The sequence below is a fragment of the Metallumcola ferriviriculae genome (genome assembly GCF_035573695.1).
Taxonomy (GTDB): Bacteria; Bacillota; JADQBR01; order JADQBR01; family JADQBR01; genus Metallumcola; species Metallumcola ferriviriculae.
The window spans coordinates 1,542,404-1,563,484 of record NZ_CP121694.1 but is presented as its reverse complement, the minus strand read 5'-3'; the positions used below and the strand labels follow the sequence as shown (position 1 = coordinate 1,563,484).

Annotated in this window: 20 protein-coding genes and 1 riboswitch; of the genes, 3 read left to right on the top strand and 17 right to left on the bottom strand. The window is 43.2% G+C overall.

Annotated features, from left to right (window positions below):
- Positions 1 to 179: 179 nt before the first annotated feature.
- A complete protein-coding gene (locus MFMK1_RS07810) occupies positions 180 to 719 on the bottom strand; it encodes a tryptophan transporter (protein WP_366924559.1) in 540 nt (179 codons plus the stop codon).
- 303 nt (positions 720 to 1,022) lie between these two features.
- Here MFMK1_RS07810 and MFMK1_RS07805 point away from each other — a divergent pair, with 303 nt between their 5' ends.
- Positions 1,023 to 1,241, top strand: coding sequence for a hypothetical protein (locus tag MFMK1_RS07805; protein WP_366924558.1), 219 nt, complete (start codon positions 1,023 to 1,025; stop codon positions 1,239 to 1,241).
- A gap of 128 nt (positions 1,242 to 1,369) precedes the next feature.
- On the top strand, positions 1,370 to 1,744 hold the full coding sequence (locus tag MFMK1_RS07800) for a hypothetical protein (RefSeq protein WP_366924557.1): 375 nt from the start codon (positions 1,370 to 1,372) through the stop codon (positions 1,742 to 1,744).
- Between the two features lie 87 nt (positions 1,745 to 1,831).
- On the opposite strand, the gene MFMK1_RS07795 is transcribed toward MFMK1_RS07800, so the two are convergent.
- The 6 genes from MFMK1_RS07795 to fadR all read right to left on the bottom strand — a co-directional run bounded on the left by MFMK1_RS07795 (position 1,832) and on the right by fadR (position 9,136).
- Entirely contained in the window at positions 1,832 to 2,518 is a 687-nt protein-coding gene (locus MFMK1_RS07795) for a manganese catalase family protein (protein ID WP_366924556.1), read from the bottom strand.
- A gap of 79 nt (positions 2,519 to 2,597) precedes the next feature.
- On the bottom strand, positions 2,598 to 2,981 hold the full coding sequence (locus MFMK1_RS07790; RefSeq protein ID WP_366924555.1) for a DUF1540 domain-containing protein: 384 nt from the start codon (positions 2,979 to 2,981) through the stop codon (positions 2,598 to 2,600).
- Between the two features lie 125 nt (positions 2,982 to 3,106).
- Positions 3,107 to 4,882 (bottom strand): acyl-CoA dehydrogenase family protein, encoded by a 1,776-nt coding sequence (locus MFMK1_RS07785; RefSeq protein ID WP_366924554.1) that lies wholly within the window; start codon positions 4,880 to 4,882, stop codon positions 3,107 to 3,109.
- A 32-nt stretch (positions 4,883 to 4,914) separates the two neighbouring features.
- Positions 4,915 to 6,090, bottom strand: a complete 1,176-nt coding sequence (locus tag MFMK1_RS07780) for an acetyl-CoA C-acyltransferase (RefSeq protein WP_366924553.1) — start codon at positions 6,088 to 6,090, stop codon at positions 4,915 to 4,917.
- A 14-nt stretch (positions 6,091 to 6,104) separates the two neighbouring features.
- Positions 6,105 to 8,510, bottom strand: a complete 2,406-nt coding sequence (locus MFMK1_RS07775; protein WP_366924552.1) for a 3-hydroxyacyl-CoA dehydrogenase/enoyl-CoA hydratase family protein — start codon at positions 8,508 to 8,510, stop codon at positions 6,105 to 6,107.
- An 11-nt stretch (positions 8,511 to 8,521) separates the two neighbouring features.
- Positions 8,522 to 9,136 carry a fatty acid metabolism transcriptional regulator FadR gene (gene fadR / locus MFMK1_RS07770; RefSeq protein ID WP_366924551.1) on the bottom strand — a complete coding sequence of 205 codons (615 nt, stop codon included), beginning with the start codon at positions 9,134 to 9,136 and terminating at the stop codon, positions 8,522 to 8,524.
- 243 nt (positions 9,137 to 9,379) lie between these two features.
- Positions 9,380 to 9,467: riboswitch (cyclic di-GMP riboswitch) on the top strand.
- Between the two features lie 91 nt (positions 9,468 to 9,558).
- On the opposite strand from fadR, the gene MFMK1_RS07765 reads away from it, so the two are divergent.
- Entirely contained in the window at positions 9,559 to 10,560 is a 1,002-nt protein-coding gene (locus tag MFMK1_RS07765) for a transglutaminase-like domain-containing protein (RefSeq protein WP_366924550.1), read from the top strand.
- Here MFMK1_RS07765 and MFMK1_RS07760 read toward each other — a convergent pair.
- The 10 genes from MFMK1_RS07760 to MFMK1_RS07715 form a co-directional block, all read right to left on the bottom strand.
- Positions 10,557 to 11,204 carry a sortase gene (locus MFMK1_RS07760; protein ID WP_366924549.1) on the bottom strand — a complete coding sequence of 216 codons (648 nt, stop codon included), beginning with the start codon at positions 11,202 to 11,204 and terminating at the stop codon, positions 10,557 to 10,559. The two genes, MFMK1_RS07765 and MFMK1_RS07760, sit on opposite strands and share 4 nt — an antisense overlap.
- A 92-nt stretch (positions 11,205 to 11,296) precedes the next feature.
- A complete protein-coding gene (locus MFMK1_RS07755; RefSeq protein WP_366924548.1) occupies positions 11,297 to 13,735 on the bottom strand; it encodes a DUF7507 domain-containing protein in 2,439 nt (812 codons plus the stop codon).
- Between the two features lie 170 nt (positions 13,736 to 13,905).
- Positions 13,906 to 14,268 (bottom strand): DUF192 domain-containing protein, encoded by a 363-nt coding sequence (locus MFMK1_RS07750; RefSeq protein ID WP_366924547.1) that lies wholly within the window; start codon positions 14,266 to 14,268, stop codon positions 13,906 to 13,908.
- A 33-nt stretch (positions 14,269 to 14,301) separates the two neighbouring features.
- Positions 14,302 to 15,240: a type II secretion system F family protein gene (locus MFMK1_RS07745; protein ID WP_366924546.1), complete on the bottom strand. Its 939-nt coding sequence runs from the start codon at positions 15,238 to 15,240 to the stop codon at positions 14,302 to 14,304.
- Positions 15,233 to 15,973 carry a type II secretion system F family protein gene (locus tag MFMK1_RS07740; protein WP_366924545.1) on the bottom strand — a complete coding sequence of 247 codons (741 nt, stop codon included), beginning with the start codon at positions 15,971 to 15,973 and terminating at the stop codon, positions 15,233 to 15,235. Before MFMK1_RS07740 ends, MFMK1_RS07745 begins: the two co-directional genes overlap by 8 nt.
- Positions 15,974 to 16,204: 231 nt before the next feature.
- Positions 16,205 to 17,581, bottom strand: coding sequence for a TadA family conjugal transfer-associated ATPase (locus MFMK1_RS07735; protein WP_366924544.1), 1,377 nt, complete (start codon positions 17,579 to 17,581; stop codon positions 16,205 to 16,207).
- Positions 17,581 to 18,768, bottom strand: a complete 1,188-nt coding sequence (locus MFMK1_RS07730) for a CpaE/TadZ family protein (protein ID WP_366924543.1) — start codon at positions 18,766 to 18,768, stop codon at positions 17,581 to 17,583. The genes MFMK1_RS07735 and MFMK1_RS07730 overlap by 1 nt, the downstream gene beginning before the upstream one ends.
- Positions 18,755 to 19,504 (bottom strand): Flp pilus assembly protein CpaB, encoded by a 750-nt coding sequence (gene cpaB, locus MFMK1_RS07725; RefSeq protein ID WP_366924542.1) that lies wholly within the window; start codon positions 19,502 to 19,504, stop codon positions 18,755 to 18,757. The genes MFMK1_RS07730 and cpaB overlap by 14 nt, the downstream gene beginning before the upstream one ends.
- A 48-nt stretch (positions 19,505 to 19,552) precedes the next feature.
- Complete coding sequence (locus tag MFMK1_RS07720) at positions 19,553 to 20,647, bottom strand: pilus assembly protein TadG-related protein (RefSeq protein ID WP_366924541.1); 1,095 nt, start codon at positions 20,645 to 20,647, stop codon at positions 19,553 to 19,555.
- Between the two features lie 6 nt (positions 20,648 to 20,653).
- Positions 20,654 to 21,079: a TadE/TadG family type IV pilus assembly protein gene (locus tag MFMK1_RS07715; RefSeq protein WP_366924540.1), complete on the bottom strand. Its 426-nt coding sequence runs from the start codon at positions 21,077 to 21,079 to the stop codon at positions 20,654 to 20,656.
- Positions 21,080 to 21,081 lie beyond the last annotated feature (2 nt).

Genomic DNA, 21,081 nt, shown 5'->3' with positions numbered 1-21,081 from the left:
AGCACAGTTAGTTACCTTAGGCATTATAAACCGGCCCAACTCTATCATTTTACTTCGCGCTTATTAGGCAAATTTCCTCTTTTTCCATATCCATCCTTCCCCACACCAGAGGCATGGGCGGGCTGAAAACAAAAAAAGCGAAACCTTTCGGCCTCGCCCTGTTATTGCCTGTTATCATTTTACGCTTTACGATTATAGCTTTTATAGACACTTGTCTTTTCAACCACATTCTTACTGAAGACCACCAGCGGGTAAAGTACTACTGTAACCACAGTATTGATAATTGCTGTGGGCAGGACAATGGTTGCATACAAGGCAGTAAAGTTCATCTCCAAACCTAAAACAAAGATAGCGGCTGTTAAAAAGATACCGCCGCTGATCATAGTACCAAAAAGACCGCAAATGCCGGCCAGCACCTTGTCATTAATTTTACCGTACATCGGTTTTACTAGAACCAGATAAACTATCAGTGTAGTAGAAAACTTATCAATTAAATTGGCAACCTGCATTCCGGGAGTACCGGTAAGAGCTGCCAGCAATGCCGCTACCATACCGGCTAAAATAATTGGACGAATATTGCGGTGGAGCATAACCACCACAAATAGCATCGCAAGTGATGGGTCCGGCTTCATCCCCGGCAAAATCTGGGGAGTGATTAGATGCAGCAAAGCACCTATACCTAACAATAAGGACACCTGAATAGACTCTCTTAAACTCATTACTTATCTCTCCTCTCCTTAACTCACCTACTAAAAATGTCTGAAAATAAGAAAAAACACCTCAGCTATTCTCAACTCAACTCTACTCGTCTCACCCCTCTCGATATTTAATTGCATTTATTATATCTCATTACCAGATGCTAATCAACTATTTTTTTAATTTATACATCCTAATCTGCTTTTGAGAACTCAGACGCCTTTGGGCCATTTAACATATAAAAAAATCACTGCAGGTAATTATTTCATCGTATTGATTTATGTAAGAAACAAAACCTAAGACTAAAGCAAATTGGGGGCATACTTATGACGAAACAATGTCCGCTGTGTAACGGTTTAATTAGCATAGACCGACACTGCACCTACTGCCACCAGCAACTAGAGGATACTGGCTCTCTTTCTAATTATGCCGGCCCTTACAGTCCATACCTGGAACAAATTGTTAGTAATCAATGCGTCCATATCGCGGCTTGCCCCAGCTGCGGTTATGATGAAAAGGTTTTCATTGACCCTGTATCTCTTTAAAGGAGGTTACTTAAATTGAAAGAGGAAAAAAAGAAAGAACTATCAGCTGCCGAGATGAACGCTGCCAGTAATAAAAATCCTGATGATTATGAAGTCTTTAACAAAAAGAAAAAAGGGAGGCCAACAATATGACCGAAAAAAATAAGAATAAGGAATATGAAGCGGAATTTGTATCGGAACATCTCGGTTCAGCGACCCGAGTTAACCTGGACGGCAAGTCTGAAAAAGAAGGTGACGTAACTGCCGGGTCTGAGGGTAACCGCCATCCCAGTGATGACTTCAGTACCTTAGGCCCACCTTGGGATTTACAACCAAGTTTAAAAGAAAAAGCTGAAGAAATTGGCGTGGATGTAGACCAACTAATTGATGGCTTTAAGCAAAACAAATCTGATCAGGAAATTGCCCAAGAATTCGGTGTCACGGCCAAGGCAATTAATTATTTACGAGATGATTTCGAAAAGTTCGGCCTGCACTCCATGCAGGGTATTTCTGGTGGCGACTAAAAATTTAAATACGAAAAAATGGCCAGTTGTCGCTGGCCTAATTTTTTAGCCCGCAGACTCTGCGGGCTAAATTGTTTGCTAAATTGTTTAATGATCGTTTATTTGCTGTGGGTTTTGATTAGGGTTACGGAAATATCGTCCCGGTTGTGATAGGTCAAAATACATTTGAGCATCTTTTGTTGTACCAAAGTCCTGATTCGAGCCGGTATCCCGCACAATTTCCAAAGCTTCTCTAAATAAGGCGTTATGTGCTTCCTCTCTATTCAATAGAAAATCGATGGTATAACGCACGCCCTTGTCGTGAATCTGACGGTAAAGATATTCATAAACCACCTTCGCTCTCTGCTCTGCTGCCATATCAGAAAGTAAATCAGCCACCAAGTCACCGGTTGAATTAATAAAGTTCCCGGTAAAGGGTGAGCCGGAAGCATTGGTCAGTGATGGGCCTAGCCCTCCGAGTACTGCCGCCTCCACATTCCCATGGGGCTGCTGTTGGTGTGTCATAGCGGTTTCTTGAGGATTGACATCATGCCCATTAAGCATGGTAATCATCGTGGCTACCATTTCCGCATGGCCAAATTCCTCTGAAGCAATATCCAACATCAAATCTTTAATTCTTTTGTCCTGGCAACGGAAACTTTGAGTGAAGTATTGCATACCTGCCTTAATCTCTCCGTTAGCTCCACCCAATTGTTCCTGAAGCAGGGCGCCATAATGCGGGTTGGGCTTATCTACCCGAACCTCATGTAGTAATTTTTTGTCATGCCTAAACAAAAGGATTCACCTCCATTTTTTTTAACTTCTATTATATAGTTCCTCCAAAGAAATGAGCTATTCTAGGAATATTTTCCCACTAACGGTCCACGAAGGTGCTGCAGTCGGTATCTTGACATTCTCTGGCATCAATACCTGTGATATCAATCTCTTGGGCATTACATAGGTCTCCCTGAGCCCAATATTTACAGCTGCTTACTATACAAGTAACGGAAGGGCTCATCTGCTGCCCGGGCATTACATATTCCTTGGCCATGCCCAGCCAATTTACGTTATCCATACCACCGATGAAATTAGCCAAGCCGCGCTTTTTATAAAATGTTTTACACTCGGTCTGCTCCTGTTGCTGGGCCATTTTTCCCTCTTCTTCATACAAAATATCGATATTTCCGGCCGCACATAAATCTTTAATCCAGTGAACGCAGGTGTTTACCTGGCATTTTACCTGAGGTCCAATATTCAAAATCTCACCACCTTGCTAGCAAAGGTTATCTTTATGTTTTGTAATTGACACAAAAATTATAAAAAAACCGTCACGAAATATAATTACGTTCGATCAAAAAAAGGACCCCGAAGGGCCCTCTGAGATTATACTATATATTTCTCTGCTTTAATTACCCTATCGGCAACTTCCCGCTTGACTTTTACACTGTTTATCGGCGTGTAGCGGGAAAGTTTTCTTAGGGCGGCAAGCTGAGTACGCAGCATATCGCCATCTTCCACTGCGGCCAAAGCCTCCTTGGCCCACAGTTCCATCTTGCCAATGGCATCGTTGATATAAGCTTCTGTCAGTGCTTTCTTGGCGGCAGTAGCTTCCTCTCCGTCTTTTTCATAAGCTTTTAATGTACGAAGCAGGGCACTTTCCATCGCAAATACTTCTACAATCATATCTGCGGCCCGGCCGAGAATTTCCTGCTGGTGCTGCAGCTTATCACCATACTTTTGTGCAGCGGTTCCCGCTACCATCAGCACCATCTTCTTTGCCTTTTCGACGATTTGCTTTTGTTCTCCTAAATAGGAGCCATCTTCTACCGGCATGCTGGGTGTCATCAGTTCCCCCATCAGCTTTTGAGCTGCGGCCAAGAGCGGCAGCTCACCCTTCATGGCTTTTCTTAATAAAGTTCCGGGAATAATCAACCGATTGATTTCGTTAGTACCTTCAAAAATCCGATTGATACGAGAGTCACGATAGAAGCGCTCCGCCGGATATTCTTGAGTATAACCATAGCCGCCGTATATCTGAAGTGTTTCATCACTACAGAAATCTAACACCTCAGAACCGTGAATCTTATTAATAGAACACTCAATGGCGTACTCGGAAATGCCTTCCGCGGCCTTCAGCCCGGCATCGTCAGCGTTCATATCAATACCGTGAAGTATGTCATCAATAAGACCGCCGCTGCGATAAGCCATACTTTCAGATGCATAAATCTTTGCGGCCATCATCCCGATTTTTTCCTTAATCAAGCCAAACGATGATATAGGTACGTTAAACTGCTTACGCTCATTAGCATACTTTACAGCGTATTCTAAGGCAATCTTGGAAGAGCCGATGCAGCCCAGGGCCAGTTTGTAGCGGCCAATGTTTAAAATATTAAAAGCAACTACATGGCCTTTACCGATTCCGTAAAGTACATTCTCCACCGGCACCTTGACGTCCTCAAAGATTACACTACGAGTGGATGAACCCTTGATGCCCAGCTTTTTTTCTTCAACACCCAAGGAAAGGCCTTCGCTGTCAGCATCGACAATAAATGAAGTAAACTTCTCACCGTCAATCTTAGCATAAGTAACAAAGACATCGGCAAAACCAGCATTAGTAATAAACTGTTTAGCACCGTTTAAGATATAATACTTGCCGTCTTCAGAGAGAACAGCCTTACTCTTAGCAGACAAAGCATCACTACCGGCGCCCGGCTCCGTAAGGGCGTATGCAGCAAACTTCTCGCCGCTGGCCAATGCCGGAAGGTATTTCTCTTTTTGGGCACGATTGCCGAAAAAGACGATTGGCAAGCTGCCGATACCTGTGTGGGCACCGTGACCCAAACTGAAGGAGCCACCACGAACAAGGTTTTCAGTAATAAGCATGGAACTGATTTTATCAAGCTCCATCCCACCGAAATCCTCGGGCACATCAGCACCTAAAAGACCCAATTCCGCAGCCTTGCGTAATAATTCCGGCATCAAGCCTTCTTTTTGTGCTTCTAAATCATCCAGATTCGGTTCCACCTCGCCCGCCACAAAACTGGCGGCGGTTTCGGCAATCATCTTATGTTCTTCGGTGAAATCCTCCGGGGTAAATACATCTTGGGGTTTCGCCCCATCAATTATAAAACTACCGCCCTTGACAAACTCTCCAGACATTTAATTCCCCTCCCTCTTAACTCCTTTTTGGTTTATATTCTTTCGAAGACACCGGCTGCACCCATACCGCCGCCGATACACATGGTAACAACGCCATACCTTGCATCTCTGCGCTGCATTTCATTGAGCAGGGTTACCGACAGCTTGCTGCCGGTGCACCCTAACGGGTGACCCAAGGCAATAGCACCGCCGTTGACATTGACCTTGTCAATATCAATACCAAGCTCGCGCACTACATAGAGTGACTGTGATGCAAACGCTTCGTTCAGTTCAAATAAATCAACATCTTCGATGTTAATGCCGGCCAATTTAACCGCCTTAGGAATGGCAACTACTGGACCAATGCCCATCTCATCAGGATGCACTCCGCCCACAGCAAAAGAACGAAATACGCCTAAAGGCTTTAAGCCCAGTTTATCAGCTTTTTCCCTGGACATGACCACCAGTGCAGCTGCGGCATCACTGGTCTGAGAAGAGTTACCTGCTGTGACACTGCCTTTTACATGAAATGCCGGGCGCAGCTTAGCCAATATTTCCATGCTGGTATTCGGCCGGACCCCTTCATCGGTGTCAAAGGTAATTGTCTTTTCTACCACCTTATTTCCTACCATCTCTTTTATCGGCAATTGCAAAGGCAGTATTTCGTCCTTAAAGCGCCCCTCTTTAATGGCCGCTGCCGCCCTTTGGTGGCTTCTCACTGCAAATTCGTCCTGCTGTTCTCGACTGATGTCGTATCGCTGAGCCACATTTTCTGCGGTAAGACCCATGCCTAAATATGCCGAAGGATAGTGCTCCATTAAATACGGATTAGGAGCAATTTTATTACCACCCATGGGCACCTGACTCATACTCTCCACACCACCGGCTATCACAACATCTGCCCAGCCTACCATGATTTTTTCCGCGGCAATGGCAATGGACTGAAGCCCGGAAGAGCAAAATCTATTTATGGTAAAACCGGGTACAGTTTCCGGCAAACCTGCCCGCAGGGCCAGTATTCTACCCATGTTCATTCCCTGTTCACCTTCGGGGAAAGAACAACCAACAACTATGTCATCAATTTCTTCAGGTTTTAATCCCTGTGCACGGCTAATGGCTTCATTAATCACCTGTGCACCCATATCCTCAGGGCGATAGTTCTTTAAAGTACCCCGAGGGGCCCTGCCAACTGCAGTTCGAACACCTGAGACTATTACAGCTTCTTGCATAGCTTCTCCCCTCCTTAATTCCTCAACGGTTTCCCGGTTTTCAACATGTGCATCATCCGCTCTTGAGATTTTGGCTCACCGCAAAGACTTAAGAATGCTTCCCGCTCGAGATCCAGCAGATATTGTTCAGTAACCAATGTATTAGCCGGTACGGACCCGCCAGTTAAGACGTAAGATATCTTGTTGGCAATTTTTTCATCATGTGCGCTGATGAAACCGCCTTCTCTCATCGTATAGGCACCAAGCTTAAGAGCAGCATAACCCGTCTCGCCCACCACGCGCAGCTTCTTTGGACGCAGCGGTTCAAATCCTTCCTGAGCCATAGCGAGGACGGTCTGCTTGGCATCGTAAAGCAGGTAATCTTGATTTACGGTAATCTTATCAGTGTCCCGAAGCAGGTTCATATCTTGAGCTTCCTTAGCACTGGTGGCAACCTTACTCATGGCAATCATTTCAAATGCTTTATTTACATATGGCTGCAGGTCCGCTTTGGGGTCAGTTACTCCTTCGGTGTAGCGTATAAGCACCTCTTTGTTGCCACCGCCGCCGGGGATAAGACCAACGCCGCTCTCAACTTGGCCAATATAAGTTTCTGCAGCCGCTCTCACCCGGTGACTTCCAAGCATTACTTCACAGCCGCCGCCTAAGGTCATAGCGAAAGGTGCCGCTACCACAGGTTTTTGGCTATATTTCAATGTCATACAGGCGTCCTGAAATCCTTTAACAATGAAGTTAATATCGTCCCAATTGTCATCCTGAGCTTCCATTAATAAAAGCATCAAGTTTGCACCGACACAGAAATTTTTGCCTTGATTACCGACTACCAACCCTTCATAGTTCTTCTCCACTTCTTCCACAGCGTAGTTAATCATCTGCACTATATCGGCACCAATGGCGTTATTAGGAGAATGGAACTCAAGACATGCAACGCCGTCGCCCATATCGATAAGGCTGGCACCGGAATTAGCCTTGATAACTTTATCTGCCTTTTTCATTTCTTTCAATTGGATGATTTCAGGCTTTTCGATAGTTGGCTTATAGCCGCCGCTCTCTAAATCGAAATAATATAACCTGCCTTCATCCTTCTTATAAAAGGACTTATACCCTTTTGCCAAGAGTTTTTCAACAAGTGGCGGCAAATCCTCTCCATCCTGCTTCATTCGCTCTACGGACTTTTCAACACCAATGGCATCCCATGTTTCGAATGGTCCCATCTTCCAATTAAAGCCCCACTTCATCGCTTTATCAATACTGACTATATCATCGGCGATCTCGGGTATCTTAGCCGCAGTGTAAAGCAGCGCTTTCTTAGCGGTCTCCCAAGCAAACTTCGCTGCTTCATCTTTACCGTATATCAGCATCTTCAACTTATCTACACTGCTTCCCGGTGCGGCTTTAGCAGCTTCCAATGAAGCGAACCCGGCCTTTTCCTTGGGCTTATAGTCCATAGAGTTGTAATCAATTTCTAAAATTTGCTTACCCTTAGGCGTTCTTTCCTTACGGTAAAACCCTTGACCGCTCTTATCGCCCAACCACTTTTTATCCACCATATCAAGCATAAATTTCGGTACGTCAAAAGCTGCCTTTTCTTCCGCGCTGTCCGTGTTTTCCACCACATTATTAGCCACATGGACAAAGGTATCCAGACCCACCATGTCTAAAGTTCGGAAAGACGCACTCTTGGGTCTACCCATAGCCGGGCCGGTGATTGCGTCAACCTGGGATATGCTCAGCCCTCTTTCTTGCATTTCCTTGGCGGTAGCAATCAAGCCATAAGTACCGATGCGGTTGGCAATAAAGTTTGGGGTGTCCTTAGCCAAGACAACACCTTTGCCGAGTACCCGCTCGCCAAAATGCATCATGAAGTCTACTACTTCCTGCTTAGTTTCCTTGGCAGGAATAATCTCTAAAAGCTTCATGTACCGCGGTGGGTTGAAGAAATGAGTTCCGAGGAAATGTTCTTTAAATTCCTGCGGCATATCCTCAATCATTGCATTGATAGAAATACCGGAAGTATTGGAACTTACGATAGTACCGGGTTTGCGGTACTCATCAACCCTGGCAAATAGTTTTTTCTTGATAGCCAAATTTTCCACTACAACCTCAATGATCCAATCAACTTCACCCAAAACCTTTAAGTCATCTTCAAAGTTACCCACATTTATTAATTCAACATCCGTCTTACTGTAGAGCGGTGCAGGCTTAGCCTTTAGTAGTGCCTGTTTACCACCGGCTGCCAGGCGATTACGTACGGCAGGACTTTCCATAGTAAGACCCTGAGACTTTTCTTTCTCTGTCAGTTCCCTGGGCACGATATCCAGCAAATATGTTGGAATACCCACATTCGCCAGGTGCGCCGCTATGGTACTACCCATTATGCCTGCTCCTAATACCGCTGCACTCTTAATCTGCATATTCATCTCAACCTCCTTTACAAGTTTCCCCTCTCACTTGCTTTGCTGTCCAATAAGCCATAAATCAATAGCTGGTAAACAATTTCTGTCATTTCTTTCAGAAAATCGGTGCAATTACAGTTAACCCAGTCTGTCACTACCTCGTCGATGGTGCCAAAAATCATTTTTCGGGCCACCACAGTAGGTATGTCCTGTTTCACAAACCCCTGTTTCTTCCCTCTATCCACCACCTCCTCGATTATGCGAAAATACTTGCGTAAATATGGAGATATCCCTTCATTAATGTCTGCATTTTGCTGTCGCAGCTCAAATTGGGTCACTATTGCTTGATCGGGATTGAACTCCATCACTTCAAAATGATAATGAATCAAGATTTTTAACGTATCATAAAACGTTGTGGTATGCTCTAAACGGCGCCTCAAATGGTAAACAAAATCAGTCATGCGCTCTTGAAAAAGTGAAACTAAGATGTCTTCCTTATTATGAAAATAAAGGTAGACCGTACCATCGCCGATACCTGCTTGCTCAGCAATTTGACTGACTCGAGATCGGTGAAAACCTTTTTGGGCAAAGACCTTTACGGCGGCCTGCAAAATCGCATCATACTTTTGCCCGCCTCTTTTTTCCTCCAAAGTAAACACCCCCATTATTACTGAATGAAGATTCATTCTGTGTCCATTATAATTAACCCTTTCAATTATTGTCAAGATAATAATGAAATTTCTGACATATTACTTTTGGACCGCCTGTACAAGTTATTCTGTTAAAGAATAATCTATGCCCCTTGAATTTTTTCCTTCTAAATTTAAGTTGATAAATTTTTTATTTAATTGTAGACAAATAAGTAGTTTATTGGTAAAATATGGACAAAGCTTGTCCGATAAAGGCAAACTTGTCGAAAGACAGGGACGCAAAGCTACGGGTCTAAAACTCATTTTGAGTTACGGCAGCCGGGCCGCCAACGACTAATATTGTTGATTTGGGTCTGTTATGGCGCCTTGCTGTGGCAGGCTTTCTTATTGGTATAAGGTCTCTATGGGGGAGAGGAAATCAAATGAATAATGCTAGATTTTTTAAAAGTGTGCTTACGCTTTCACTCGCTTTTATCATCTTAGTATTTCCTACGAGGACGGCTTTTTCTAATACCGATAATTCTGCAGATACTACTGAAACCTATGCACTGACGGTTACTGTTTGGGTGGAAAATTCCGGCGCTGAGCCTGCGCGGGATATCTCTTTAAACATCCCAACTATGGCCCAAATCAACTCACCGTACCAGAAAGTACTGTCAAGAATTTATTCAATCGAACCTATTTCTGAGACTATAACCACAAGAGGCAACAAAAAAGCCAGGCTTCAAGTTAAACGCCTGGCTGCGGGAGAGAAATTTCCTATCAAACAAACATATATTATTAAATTAATACCCTTCTCTTTATCAAAGAAAAAAGAAGAAATCAATCAAAGTACCGGTAAGCAGCTGCAAAATTATTTACAGCAGGAAGAAAAGATTGAAAGCGATTCTGATAAAATACGCCAAGTGGCAAATGCACTGAATGGCGATAGTAAACCGAAAACCACCAGTGAAACTTTAACATTTGCCAAAGCCGCCTATGATTATACGAGAGACTCTTTGCAATATAACCTTAACGCATCCTCAGCAGACAAAGGCGCACTTGCCGGCCTTAGAGAAGGCGAAGGCACTTGTGTAGAATATGCCTCCCTGTTCGTAGCATTAAATCGGGCTGCAGGTATTCCTGCCCGGATCGTTAACGGTTTTGCCCACTACTCGAAAGTTTTAGCTGATACTAGCTCTTCGTCCCGATTAGAAAAACAAAGACATCAATGGGCCGAATTCTACCTACCGGGACAAGGCTGGATACCTGTCGACCCGACCCTAGGCACTGCTACCAACAGCCGTTTTGGCTCTTTATCCGCAGGTTACTATATTATTCAGAATTACGGTGATCTGCCTATAAGCGGCAGCTATAAAGGCGGTAAATTAAATATTTCCTTTGACTATAGTATTGAAATAGATAACGTCCCTAGTACTCTCTAGTCGCCATCACCCTCTGCCTCCTGCCGAGCCCTGACGATTAAACGTCTTTTTACGGATCCCGGCGGATCGCAAGTGGTTAACGTTAAGGTATTATAGCCCATTGGCTCAATTACCGACCAGTCGTCTTTGGTAGTAGTAAATACTTTCTCGACCTGGTAGATAATATCGCGGCCTTCCCGAGAAATAGTAATCTCATCTCCGGAACCAAGTCGATCTAGGTGGTTAAACCAAGCGCCATATGTAGTACGGTGAGCTGCTATTGCTACATTTCCCGGTGCACCGGGCAGGCTGCCCTGAGGGTAAAGACCGGGCCCTTTACGCAAATCCTGCTTGCCCACCCCATCAACCACCACGGCATCTAGCTTAATTTTAGGGATGGTTAATTTAAATGGAGCATTTATTGGTTCTTCTTTTACCGGTTTACTCACTTGAAGTTCTTCCCTGCTATTTTCGCTAAACCCTTCCACCGTTGTTAATTCTTCGGGATAAACAACGGTGGGATCCTCCTCATCAACTTGCCCAGCATCAGCCATCAGCTTACTATTAAGGATTCCCTGCTGATAGTATGTATAAGTTTCTGCGGCAACAGGACTGAATACCAAAACAATGCCCACTACTATTAAAAACCGATATAACCATTTCATAAGATTCCCTCCACAAAAAAATGGGACGCCACGCCCGCCCCCCCAAGTACTGCTAAAGCGGCGAGCAAGATGGCGCCCAATTTCTTTTTAACCTAAGCTAACTGCTTTTTTCTCCGCAAGAGTAAACCTGCTCCAATCAAACTAATTCCAATTAAGACCGGCCATAAATAGCTGCCGCCGGTATTCGGCAGGTCTTTTGGCGGTTGAGCTGATGGTTGAGGCTGCTCAGGCCCAGTTGTGGGTGGTTCCGGGAAGACTTCGATTATCTGATCTTCCTCGGTGTCACTGGTCTCCTCGAGTGCTATCTTTTCATTAACTGTCACGTCAACAGTTGCCGTATCCGTATCTCCACTAGAGCATTCGATGGTGTATTCAAATTGATCGCTTCCGGACCAATCGGTTTCGGGGATAAATGTTATCGTACCGTCTTCATTTATCATTGTTTCCCCATGATTACCATAAGTTGCATCAATGACTGTTAAATAGTGCCCTCTGGAATCATCATCATTTGCTAATACGTCAATATTTATTGAGTTATTACTGTCCGTAGCTGCCTCGTTATCCACTGCAGTGGGGTTATGGCTTGAGTGGTGGTGATGACCGCCGCCACCACCGCCACTGCTGACTAGATCCACAGATGCAGTAGCATCTTTAGAAATAGTTGTTTCGTCATAATCTACTGAAGTATAAGCAGTGTTATCTAGTGTTGCTGCCTCACCGTTAAAGTCTTCCGGTTGCACCTGGTAGCTGCCGGTAAGGGTTTTACTTGCCCCTACGGCTAACTCATTAATTACTTCATTTAATCCTAACATTGCATCTGTTACAGCTATATTACTCAAGGTTACGTTGCCGGTGTTCTCCACTGTAATTGTGTAGTTTACTGTATCCCCTGCCTCTGCTTCTGTTACGTCGGCTCCTTTAGCTATTGTCAGTTCTGGATCAGCCACAAAAGTTTCTACTAAGGTTACCGTCGCGTCATCATTAACTGCTAGCTCTTCCTGCTCATAAGTGACTGATGCAGTCGCAGTATTAACCAGATTGGACGTTTCATTATTGAAGTCTGTTAACTGCACCTCGTAGCTGCCGGTAAGGGTCTCACTTGCTCCCGCAGCCAATTCGGTAACTATCTCATTCAAACTTAACATATCATCAGTTACTGCTATATTGTTCAAAGTTACATTACCGGTATTCTCCACGATGATAGTGTATGTTATTGTATCTCCTACCTCAGCCTGGGTTGGGCTGGCGTCTTTAGTTATGGTCAGTTCTGGGTCAGCCACAAAGGTTTCTACTAAGGTTACCGTCGCGTCATCATTAACTGCTAGCTCTTCCTGCTCATAAGTGACTGATGCAGTGGCAGTATTAACCAGATTGGACGTTTCATTATTGAAGTCTGTTAACTGCACCTCGTAGCTGCCGGTAAGGGTCTCACTTGCTCCCGCAGCTAATTCAACAATTACCTCATTCAAACCTAACATTGTATCTGTTACAGCTATATTGCTTAAGGTTACGTTACCGGTGTTCTCCACTGTAATTGTGTAGTTTACTGTATCCCCTGCCTCTGCTTCTATTACGTCGGCTTCTTTAACTATTGTCAAGCCAGGTTCAGCCGGCACCTGCAAATCAACGGATACGCTGGCGCTTTCAGTCAGATCTTCACCCCTTGGCGGTGTAGCGCGGACCTCTACAGTATTCATAAGGGGACCCGGCAGATCACTATCAGTCACTGGATAAGTATCGTCATGATTCCATATATCACCGGCGCCGAGGGAGCCAATGTTTATATTTAAGTCAATCTTGGAATCCACTACAGTCACATTGTCTAAATCTGTTTCACCATCGTTTGTCACCTGAATGCTGTAGTTAACAGTCTCCCCTACATTATAGCTGCTCTTATCTGCTGTCTTAGTTACACTTATTGATGGCATTTTGACTAAATCTATGGGAACATCCTGTTTACCTATACTATCCTTCACATCATTGACATAAAGATACCCCGCGTGGGCATGCAGCGAAGCACCGGGGAATTCATGTGCTCCTGAAGCAATGTAGGCCTCCCACTCCACCTCGTAATCACCTGATTTAGAAAATGATACCGTGAATTCATAACCTATGAGGTCTGTTTGGGAATTGCTATCAGTAACTATTTCATAACTAAAATTTGATGCATAAGCCTCGTCAGAAACCGATGGCGAACCTACAGTTTCAACTCCATATATTCCGCTGTCTTTATCCTGATGATCGTGAAAAACTGCAAAACGATATTTTACTCCTTCTTCCGCATTTTTAATTTCCATCCTATATGGGACCCCCTGCAATTCGCGCCAGCCTGACAAATTACCGGACCCCGAAGCCCAATCAAGACCACCTGTATTATCGTATGTCATACCTCTCAAACTAAATTGAGTACTTCCTGCATATGCTTTTTGTAACGTACCGTCCCAGATAACATAGACCAGCAATAAGCTTATAATTATGAAAACTGATAATACTTTGCTTCCTTTTCCTTTACCTAGCCCTATGGTTTTCAATATTCACACTCCCTCTTTTTTTTTTCCCCGCCGATGTGAACCTCTAAATAAACAAACTGTTAAGGTAACCCCTCCCCCTATGGTATTTTCAACATATTTACTTAAATTGAATAATTTTACATGATATAGCAAGGTTAATCTTATAAAAAAACTGCTAGCTAGTCTTTAACTTAGTTCCGTCCGAACTGTAATCTGTGTCCCTTTTCTGTACCTGTAGCCACCAAAGTCCCTGCCGGGAGTTCCAGTACTTGCCTTGTTCCTTTCCGCCCAGGCAAAAACCGCCAAGGGCCTACATCGGAAAAGGCGGCTATTACTGTCATATTTTCGTCTAAGTAAAGGACATCAATAGCGAAACACATAAAGCAAGTATGTACGCTTCGGCAGGGTGTTAGTAAGAGCCCTTCCCCATGCTCAAGACCTTTATAAGGGATTAGGCCTTTTAACCGCCTCAAGAAGGAATCTGCCTTTATTAAATCTTTCACTAGAACCCGCCCTGAACTAAGGTTAATTACCATCTCTTTAATTCCAGTCATACAGACCCCTTCCCCTTATGCTTAAGTTAACAATCACTTTCCCATATCACCTAGTACTCTCATAATATTTATAAACGCGGGACCTAGTAACACTACAAACATCGAGGGAAAGATAAAGAAAACCAAAGGAAAAAGCATTTTTATCGGCGCTTTCATTGCGCGTTCTTCAATTTGCTGCTGCCGTTTGGTTCTAATTAGATCTCCTTGCATTCTTAGTACCCCAGCTAAACTTGATCCTAACTGATCACTTTGTATAACGGCGCTAACCATTCCCTTTAGTTCCTCGATATCCACACGTCGCCCAAGGCCCTTTAGAGCTTCTTTACGAGACATACCCATTTTCATTTCGTGTAAGGTTTTATTAAATTCCTCAGCAAGCGGCCCGGGAAATTGCTGGGCTACTTTTTGCAGCGCCATATCAAACGCCAATCCAGCTTCGACACTAATCACCAACAAGTCCATTGCATCCGGTAAGCGCTTTCTAATCTGCTCCTGTCGTTGCGTAGCTGATCGCCCAAGTGAGAACCAGCTGACAAAACCCCCTAAAAAGCCAATAAGCATCGAGTGCAGTATCGCCTTAAGAAATTCAGTACCAAGTAAGGACAACAAGAACCATGAGACTACAGCGATTAAAGTAGAAATGATCACCAAAAATGCTATGAAATCAGTTGCCTTTATACCCGTTTTTCCAGCCCGTATCAGTCTATTTTGTACCGCCTGCTGCATTGCTTTCGGTGCTAGTTTACTGCTCCCATTCTTTAAAAAATTCGCCAGAGGGCCGATTAAACGTTGAAGGAAAGGCTTATCAAATACTTCTTCCTGGTCCACAGGTCGTTTTGTTTCCACCCCCCGCAGCCGATCAAGTATCTGCTTGCGGCGAAAGCTAGCAATTTGATAAATAGAATTTATTAACATCACTATTAGAAAAAAAGTGAATCCTGAAATTAGTATTAAAGAATAGTCCTTAATCATCAAAAGTCACAACCTTATGAACGATATATATACCTATTAATAATGATACCGCCGCTCCAACCAGCATCATCTTGCCGATTGGGTCAGTCAGTAGAACCTCACCAAATTCCGGGTAAAAAGTAAAAATAAATGCACCTAACAAAATAGGGAGTAAGGAGACAATTACCCCGGAAATACGCCCTTGGGCCGTCAACACCTTAATTTTTCCCCTCATTTTTATCCGCTGTTCAATTGTATAAGCAATACTGTCAAGAACCTCCGCTAAGTTTCCACCGATTTCCCGTTGAATCAAAATACCGCTGATTACCAACTCTACATCCTTGCTTTGCACTCGCTCAGACATATTTTGCAAAGACTCCTTTACACCAACTCCCAAACTATTTTCCCGTATCACCTTTTTAAATTCATCACTGAGCGGGGGTTCTATCTCTCTCGCGGCCACCCCCCATGCCTGCATCAGCGACAAACCGGAACGGAGTCCATTTGCTAATAGGACTAATCCATCTAGCAGTTGGGCCTCAAATTTTATCAAACGGTTTTTTTTCAGTAAGGCAATTACTAAAAAGGGTAACCATAGCCCTGCCAATCCCGCAATTATACTTACTATTCTGCTTGGTACAAAAACACTTGATAGTACTAGAAACAGCAAAGCTGTAATAGTGTCTAATAGGATAAATTCTTCCGGCCGCAGGGCAATGCCGGCATTTATCAAATTGTTTCCCAGCCTGGACATAAATTTAGGGCCCATTATACGAGAAAATACAGAAGCTAAATTTCCCAATATTTTAAAGCCTCTTTGTGTGCTTACAGGTAACGATGTCGTACTTTCAGTAAGTGATGTGCTCTGCACTACTTGAGCCAACTGTAATTTCGCTAGCCGCCTGTTCGAACTAGCCGCAAGGTATATTGAATTGAGTGTAAATACAATAAAAACAAACGAAAAAATTACAATGAGGTTTAACATCTAATCACCAGACTTTAAAAAGATTGAGTTGGGTACATGAACCCCAATCGACTTCAATGAAGTATAAAATCTGGGAATTACCCCGGTAGGCACGAAGTTTCCAACCACTTTTCCTTTTTCATTAAGTTCCTTTTGATGATAGAGAAATATATCCTGAAGGGTGATAATATCACCTTCCATCCCAACCACTTCCGTGATATAGGTTATTTTTCTGCTGCCGTCTTTAAGGCGGGCTTGATACACTATCAAATCTATCGCTGAAGCGATCTGCTCCCTAATGCTTCTAGCCGGCAGATCTACCCCCGCCATTAAGACCATTGTTTCTAGGCGGGAAAGACAGTCCCTTGGGGAATTAGCGTGAATAGTGGTTATGGAACCATCGTGACCGGTATTCATTGCCTGCAGCATGTCCAACGCCTCACCGCCTCTAACCTCACCAACAATTATCCTATTCGGCCTCATCCGCAATGAATTAATCACTAAATCGCGTATTGCAATCCTTCCCTTACCTTCCACATTGGCTTGGCGGGACTCCATTCGTACAACATGAGGTTGACGAAGTTGAAGTTCTGCCGCATCCTCAATAGTAACAATTCTTTCACTGGCAGGAATAAAATCAGACAGTACGTTTAAGGTAGTGGTTTTACCACTGGCTGTACCTCCTCCCACCAAAATGTTCATCTCACCCTGTACTGCTGCCTTTAACAGCAGCCCCATATTAGTAGATACTGTTCCAAAATTTATTAGGTCAGATAACTTGTAAGGGTCATCTGAAAACTTCCGGATAGTAATAGTAGGTCCATCAATGGCAAGGGGAGGAATTACCGCATTGACCCTGGAACCATCGGGCAACCGTGCATCTACCATCGGGGAACTCTCGTCAATCCGTCTCCCTAACGGTGAAATAATCCGTTCAATAACGTTACGAACATGGTCATTATCTCTAAACTGAATATCAGTCAACTCCAATAGGCCGTTTCTTTCTATGTACACCTGTTTCGGCCCGTTAACCATAACTTCACTAATCGTGTTATCCTGCAGCAATGGTGTAATTGGACCATAGCCGATGGCTTCGCTAATTATTTCCCCGGTTATACGGTGTCTCGTACTGCGTTTAAATGTAACACCCATCTCCAATAGATGCTGGTCAAGTAACTTTTCTATTTGTACCGATAAGTGGCGTGTTATTTCGTCTTGGTTCTTGTCCTTTATCATTGCAGTATCTACTGTAGCAACTAGTTCGGATAGCACCTTTTCTTTTATGGACTTAACCTCGTGTTTTTGGGAAACCGGGTCACTGATTTTACCCTGCTCAACTTCATTATTTTCTTGTATTTTCTTTTGTTGAGCTAAACGCTGTTGAAGCAATGAAACCATTAACGGACACCTCTTCTTAGGAGCTTACGTTTCTTTATGGCAGTGGGTCTATCATCCTTGGTAATTTTTAGGGCTAATTGCTCTATCTCTTTAGCCGCTTTACTGTTCTGGTACGATAATGTCAGTGGTTCGCCTCGGTTAATAGCATTAATCGCCTGCTTTTCACAATTAGAAACAGTACAAATAGGCTCAAACCCTATTACGTCTTTTAAATCCTGAAGTTTAATTCCCCCGCTGTAACCTACTTTGTTGACAATTACTTTGGCCTTGCGGCCATAGTTTAAGCTGTCTAACATGTCCAAACATTTTTTAAGGTTTTGAATAGCAGCTACATCTAAAGTGGTCACCAACATAATATCCTTTGCCTGCTCCAAAGCCGGCAATATAGTATCACTGAATGCTGAGGGAGCATCAATAATGACATAGTTGAAAGAATTACGGACAACCTTAAGAATTTTATCAATATGATCAGACTTAATTAGACTTGCGACCTCCGGATCTGCCGGTGATTGAATTATCTTGACCCCTAAAGGATGATCAGCACAATATGTATCTATCAGTTCCGCATCGACATCACTTATTTCATCAACCAAATCTTTTAATGTTCTGCTCCAACTTATTCCTGTCATTAGCGCCACATTACCGGCGGCTAAGTCTAAATCCAGCAATGCTACTCTTTTACCAGTAATCCTTTTAATCGCCAAAGCTAGATTGGTTGCCAATGTAGTCTTCCCTACTCCGCCTTTTAGACCAAATACCAAAATAGTCTTAAATTGAGGTTGTTCTTTACCTTGCTCGGTAAACAATTCCCTTCTTTTGGCATCCCGTTGAACTGTTCTTTGGATAGTCGTACATAGTTTTTCTTCACTTGTTGGCAAAGTCAATACATCCTGAGCCCCGATGTTTAACGCATGTCTTAATGCCTGTTCACTATCTTCTTGAGTAGTTAATATTAAGCTGGATGCAGGAAATTCATTAGTAAAGACTTCTGCCAGTATCATGCCTTCATTGCCCGGTAAATCAACATTTAAAAGAATTACCGTAGGTTGGTAGCGTTCTGCAAGGGTAAACCCCAAGTCCATGTTTGTGGTACTTTTAAGCAGTTGGAAATCCTGCCTTTTGTTTAGAATTTCCTCGAGTTCGGGCTGTTTTTTTTGGTCTAAAATTAAGATGCTAATTTTCTTCATTGCCACCCACCCGATATTTTGCTTTCAAGCGCTCTTCAGTAGCAGTTGGCAGATTATGAACATCTTTTTCGCCAACCGGTCTAAGGGTATATTTCATACGGCCGATGTTTTCTGTAAGAGTTATGTATTCGGCCTCTTCCGGCGAAACTGCTATAGTTATATTTGGTGCTTCCATGACCCCTTCTAGTTTTTTAATGTTAGGGCCAATTGCTAAGACCTTAATATTTTGCAATAATGTCAAAACCTCGGGCTTAGCCTCTTCGCCCGGTTCAAACTTAAATATCCCAAGAACATCTATATAATGACCCGGTTTTATATGACCTCCCACTCCAATCAAAGGATTAACCGAGATAGTAATCGCCCTTTTCCCCTCGGGTATTCGATATGGTAATTCATTACTGGTTGCAGAAGAAGCTAGTTTGGTCGTTAATATTAACTCGTCAGCTAATAGGCTGACAGTTGTAAACTGGCCAATAGCCTCTTCGATTGTTTTAACAGCTTGAGGGTGTATCAATTCTTTAGGTACATCTACCTCTTTAAGCATAGATTTATCTACCTTTGTTCCTTCGGGGATTGGCTTGCTGGCAGCTACCATAGTAGCTAGTACTTCCGCTTTCTTCTGGGCCATAACTGCTTGCTCTTCAACTTGAACTAAATAGTTACGTACCAGAAAAGCCAAAACACCGGCTAGAATAATTGTTAATATAAAGATGATGCGGGCTTTAGAATTTTTCATGCGTAAAACTCCTTTTGTGATTGATAACAGACACCCTACAATTATGCTCTATTCAATCAACATCACTGACTGCACAGTGTAATCTAACATGTTCGGCATAATGTCCTCTGGATTTAATACATCAATAAAGGCTCCCACTAAAGTTATTTCGTCGCCATTATGAACATAGCTGTCTAAAAAAAAGGCAGCAAAGCCAACTATTGTAACGGTAGAGCTTCCATTTTCACCAATGCTATTAACGATGGGAGTATAAACTAATCTTGAGCAGTCTTCATGTTGTTCTAAATGCTCTTTTACTCTGGCTTCATAATAATTGGTAAAAGTGTCCCCTTCTGGTATATAAGTCTCAAGGTCGTAAGTAGAAGCGTTACATAACGACAACCTGTTGTCTATGGCATCTGCAGCTAGACCAACACTTACCCCCGTTTTAGTTTCTATTGTTTCTTCCGCTTCCAACGTACCAGGGTACCCGTGTTCTAAATAATAAGATAAAGTATTTCCCCCGACACCCTCATACGCCCCAAAGTCTAACCAGCCGAAATTACCGTTGGCACCACCACCGGGCCCCAAAGTCATTTCGTACTGACGCCACTGAACATAGTTCCCATCAGTCGGATCATCAGGATCATCAACAATTGCCACAGGTATTAATCCCCCTGTTTGCTTACTAGCTGAACCAACTTGAGCAACAGCAGTTACAGGAACAAGGGTTAAGTCCTTGCCAAGCACCCTGGCAAAGTATAAGTTTGTGTTTAGCTCAATATCAACTTTAGCCTTACTAAGGCTCTCAGGAAAACTGACTATCATTTTTCCCTGCTCGTTGCTGGAATTAAGGGAAATATCTGCAGTATAGTTACTGGTATTACTAACTGATATCCCATTTAAACCAACATATTTCACCGCAGCTTCAAATGCTGCTTTCTTCTTTTGCTCTTCCTTTGTTGCATTCAAGTTTTTCGGTGGATTTTTCGACAGTTCAATTGCTGAAGCTAAAGCGGTTGCATCAGCCACATCCTGCAATCTTGTATGTCGGTAATATAAATAACCACCGTCTATTGCCAAGGCAGCAAAGCCAAATAGTACAACTATAGTTAAAGCAACCAGCACAAGTGCCGAACCTTTTTCTTCTCTAAAATGTTGCATTCTCAACTACTCCCTTCTCATTGACATGGTTGCACTAATTTCAAAAGGATTACCAAGTACTGTACTGATAACGGGCGTGATTATCTTAAACGGATAATTTAGTTTTATCTCTACCCAGAGATCTTTCTTATCTGCACTTTCTTCAAGGTTTAGTACGTAATTACCAGTGACGTCCAGCTCGGTTGGATCTAACATAGTAAAACGCCCTTTGATATAATCCTTTGTCTTATCTACGATTAACACCGCATCTATCTCTGTATGAACCGCAGCATAACGCGCTCCATCTCTTGCGGCGTTTTGCAACTCCAGATAACCAGCAAAAAGCCGGCCTCCTTCCATAATGCCCAGCAAAAGGAATATTAAAAAAGGGAGGATTAAAGTTAATTCGACTAGGCTTTGACCTTTCGTATCATTCCTAAATTTAAAAAACATTA

What these genes read in the sequence shown, in the direction of transcription:
- MFMK1_RS07735 (WP_366924544.1), bottom strand. Translation starts at nt 17,581, where the DNA reads ATGGTTTCATTGCTTCAACAGCGTTTAGCTCAACAAAAGAAAATACAA.
- MFMK1_RS07740 (WP_366924545.1), bottom strand. Translation starts at nt 15,973, where the DNA reads ATGTCCAGGCTGGGAAACAATTTGATAAATGCCGGCATTGCCCTGCGG.
- MFMK1_RS07760 (WP_366924549.1), bottom strand. Translation starts at nt 11,204, where the DNA reads ATGAAATGGTTATATCGGTTTTTAATAGTAGTGGGCATTGTTTTGGTA.
- MFMK1_RS07785 (WP_366924554.1), bottom strand. Translation starts at nt 4,882, where the DNA reads ATGTCTGGAGAGTTTGTCAAGGGCGGTAGTTTTATAATTGATGGGGCG.
- MFMK1_RS07750 (WP_366924547.1), bottom strand. Translation starts at nt 14,268, where the DNA reads ATGACTGGAATTAAAGAGATGGTAATTAACCTTAGTTCAGGGCGGGTT.
- MFMK1_RS07765 (WP_366924550.1), top strand. Translation starts at nt 9,559, where the DNA reads ATGAATAATGCTAGATTTTTTAAAAGTGTGCTTACGCTTTCACTCGCT.
- MFMK1_RS07800 (WP_366924557.1), top strand. Translation starts at nt 1,370, where the DNA reads ATGACCGAAAAAAATAAGAATAAGGAATATGAAGCGGAATTTGTATCG.
- MFMK1_RS07780 (WP_366924553.1), bottom strand. Translation starts at nt 6,090, where the DNA reads ATGCAAGAAGCTGTAATAGTCTCAGGTGTTCGAACTGCAGTTGGCAGG.
- MFMK1_RS07805 (WP_366924558.1), top strand. Translation starts at nt 1,023, where the DNA reads ATGACGAAACAATGTCCGCTGTGTAACGGTTTAATTAGCATAGACCGA.
- MFMK1_RS07720 (WP_366924541.1), bottom strand. Translation starts at nt 20,647, where the DNA reads ATGCAACATTTTAGAGAAGAAAAAGGTTCGGCACTTGTGCTGGTTGCT.
- MFMK1_RS07810 (WP_366924559.1), bottom strand. Translation starts at nt 719, where the DNA reads ATGAGTTTAAGAGAGTCTATTCAGGTGTCCTTATTGTTAGGTATAGGT.
- MFMK1_RS07745 (WP_366924546.1), bottom strand. Translation starts at nt 15,240, where the DNA reads ATGATTAAGGACTATTCTTTAATACTAATTTCAGGATTCACTTTTTTT.
- MFMK1_RS07715 (WP_366924540.1), bottom strand. Translation starts at nt 21,079, where the DNA reads ATGTTTTTTAAATTTAGGAATGATACGAAAGGTCAAAGCCTAGTCGAA.
- cpaB (WP_366924542.1), bottom strand. Translation starts at nt 19,504, where the DNA reads ATGAAAAATTCTAAAGCCCGCATCATCTTTATATTAACAATTATTCTA.
- MFMK1_RS07775 (WP_366924552.1), bottom strand. Translation starts at nt 8,510, where the DNA reads ATGAATATGCAGATTAAGAGTGCAGCGGTATTAGGAGCAGGCATAATG.
- MFMK1_RS07730 (WP_366924543.1), bottom strand. Translation starts at nt 18,768, where the DNA reads ATGAAGAAAATTAGCATCTTAATTTTAGACCAAAAAAAACAGCCCGAA.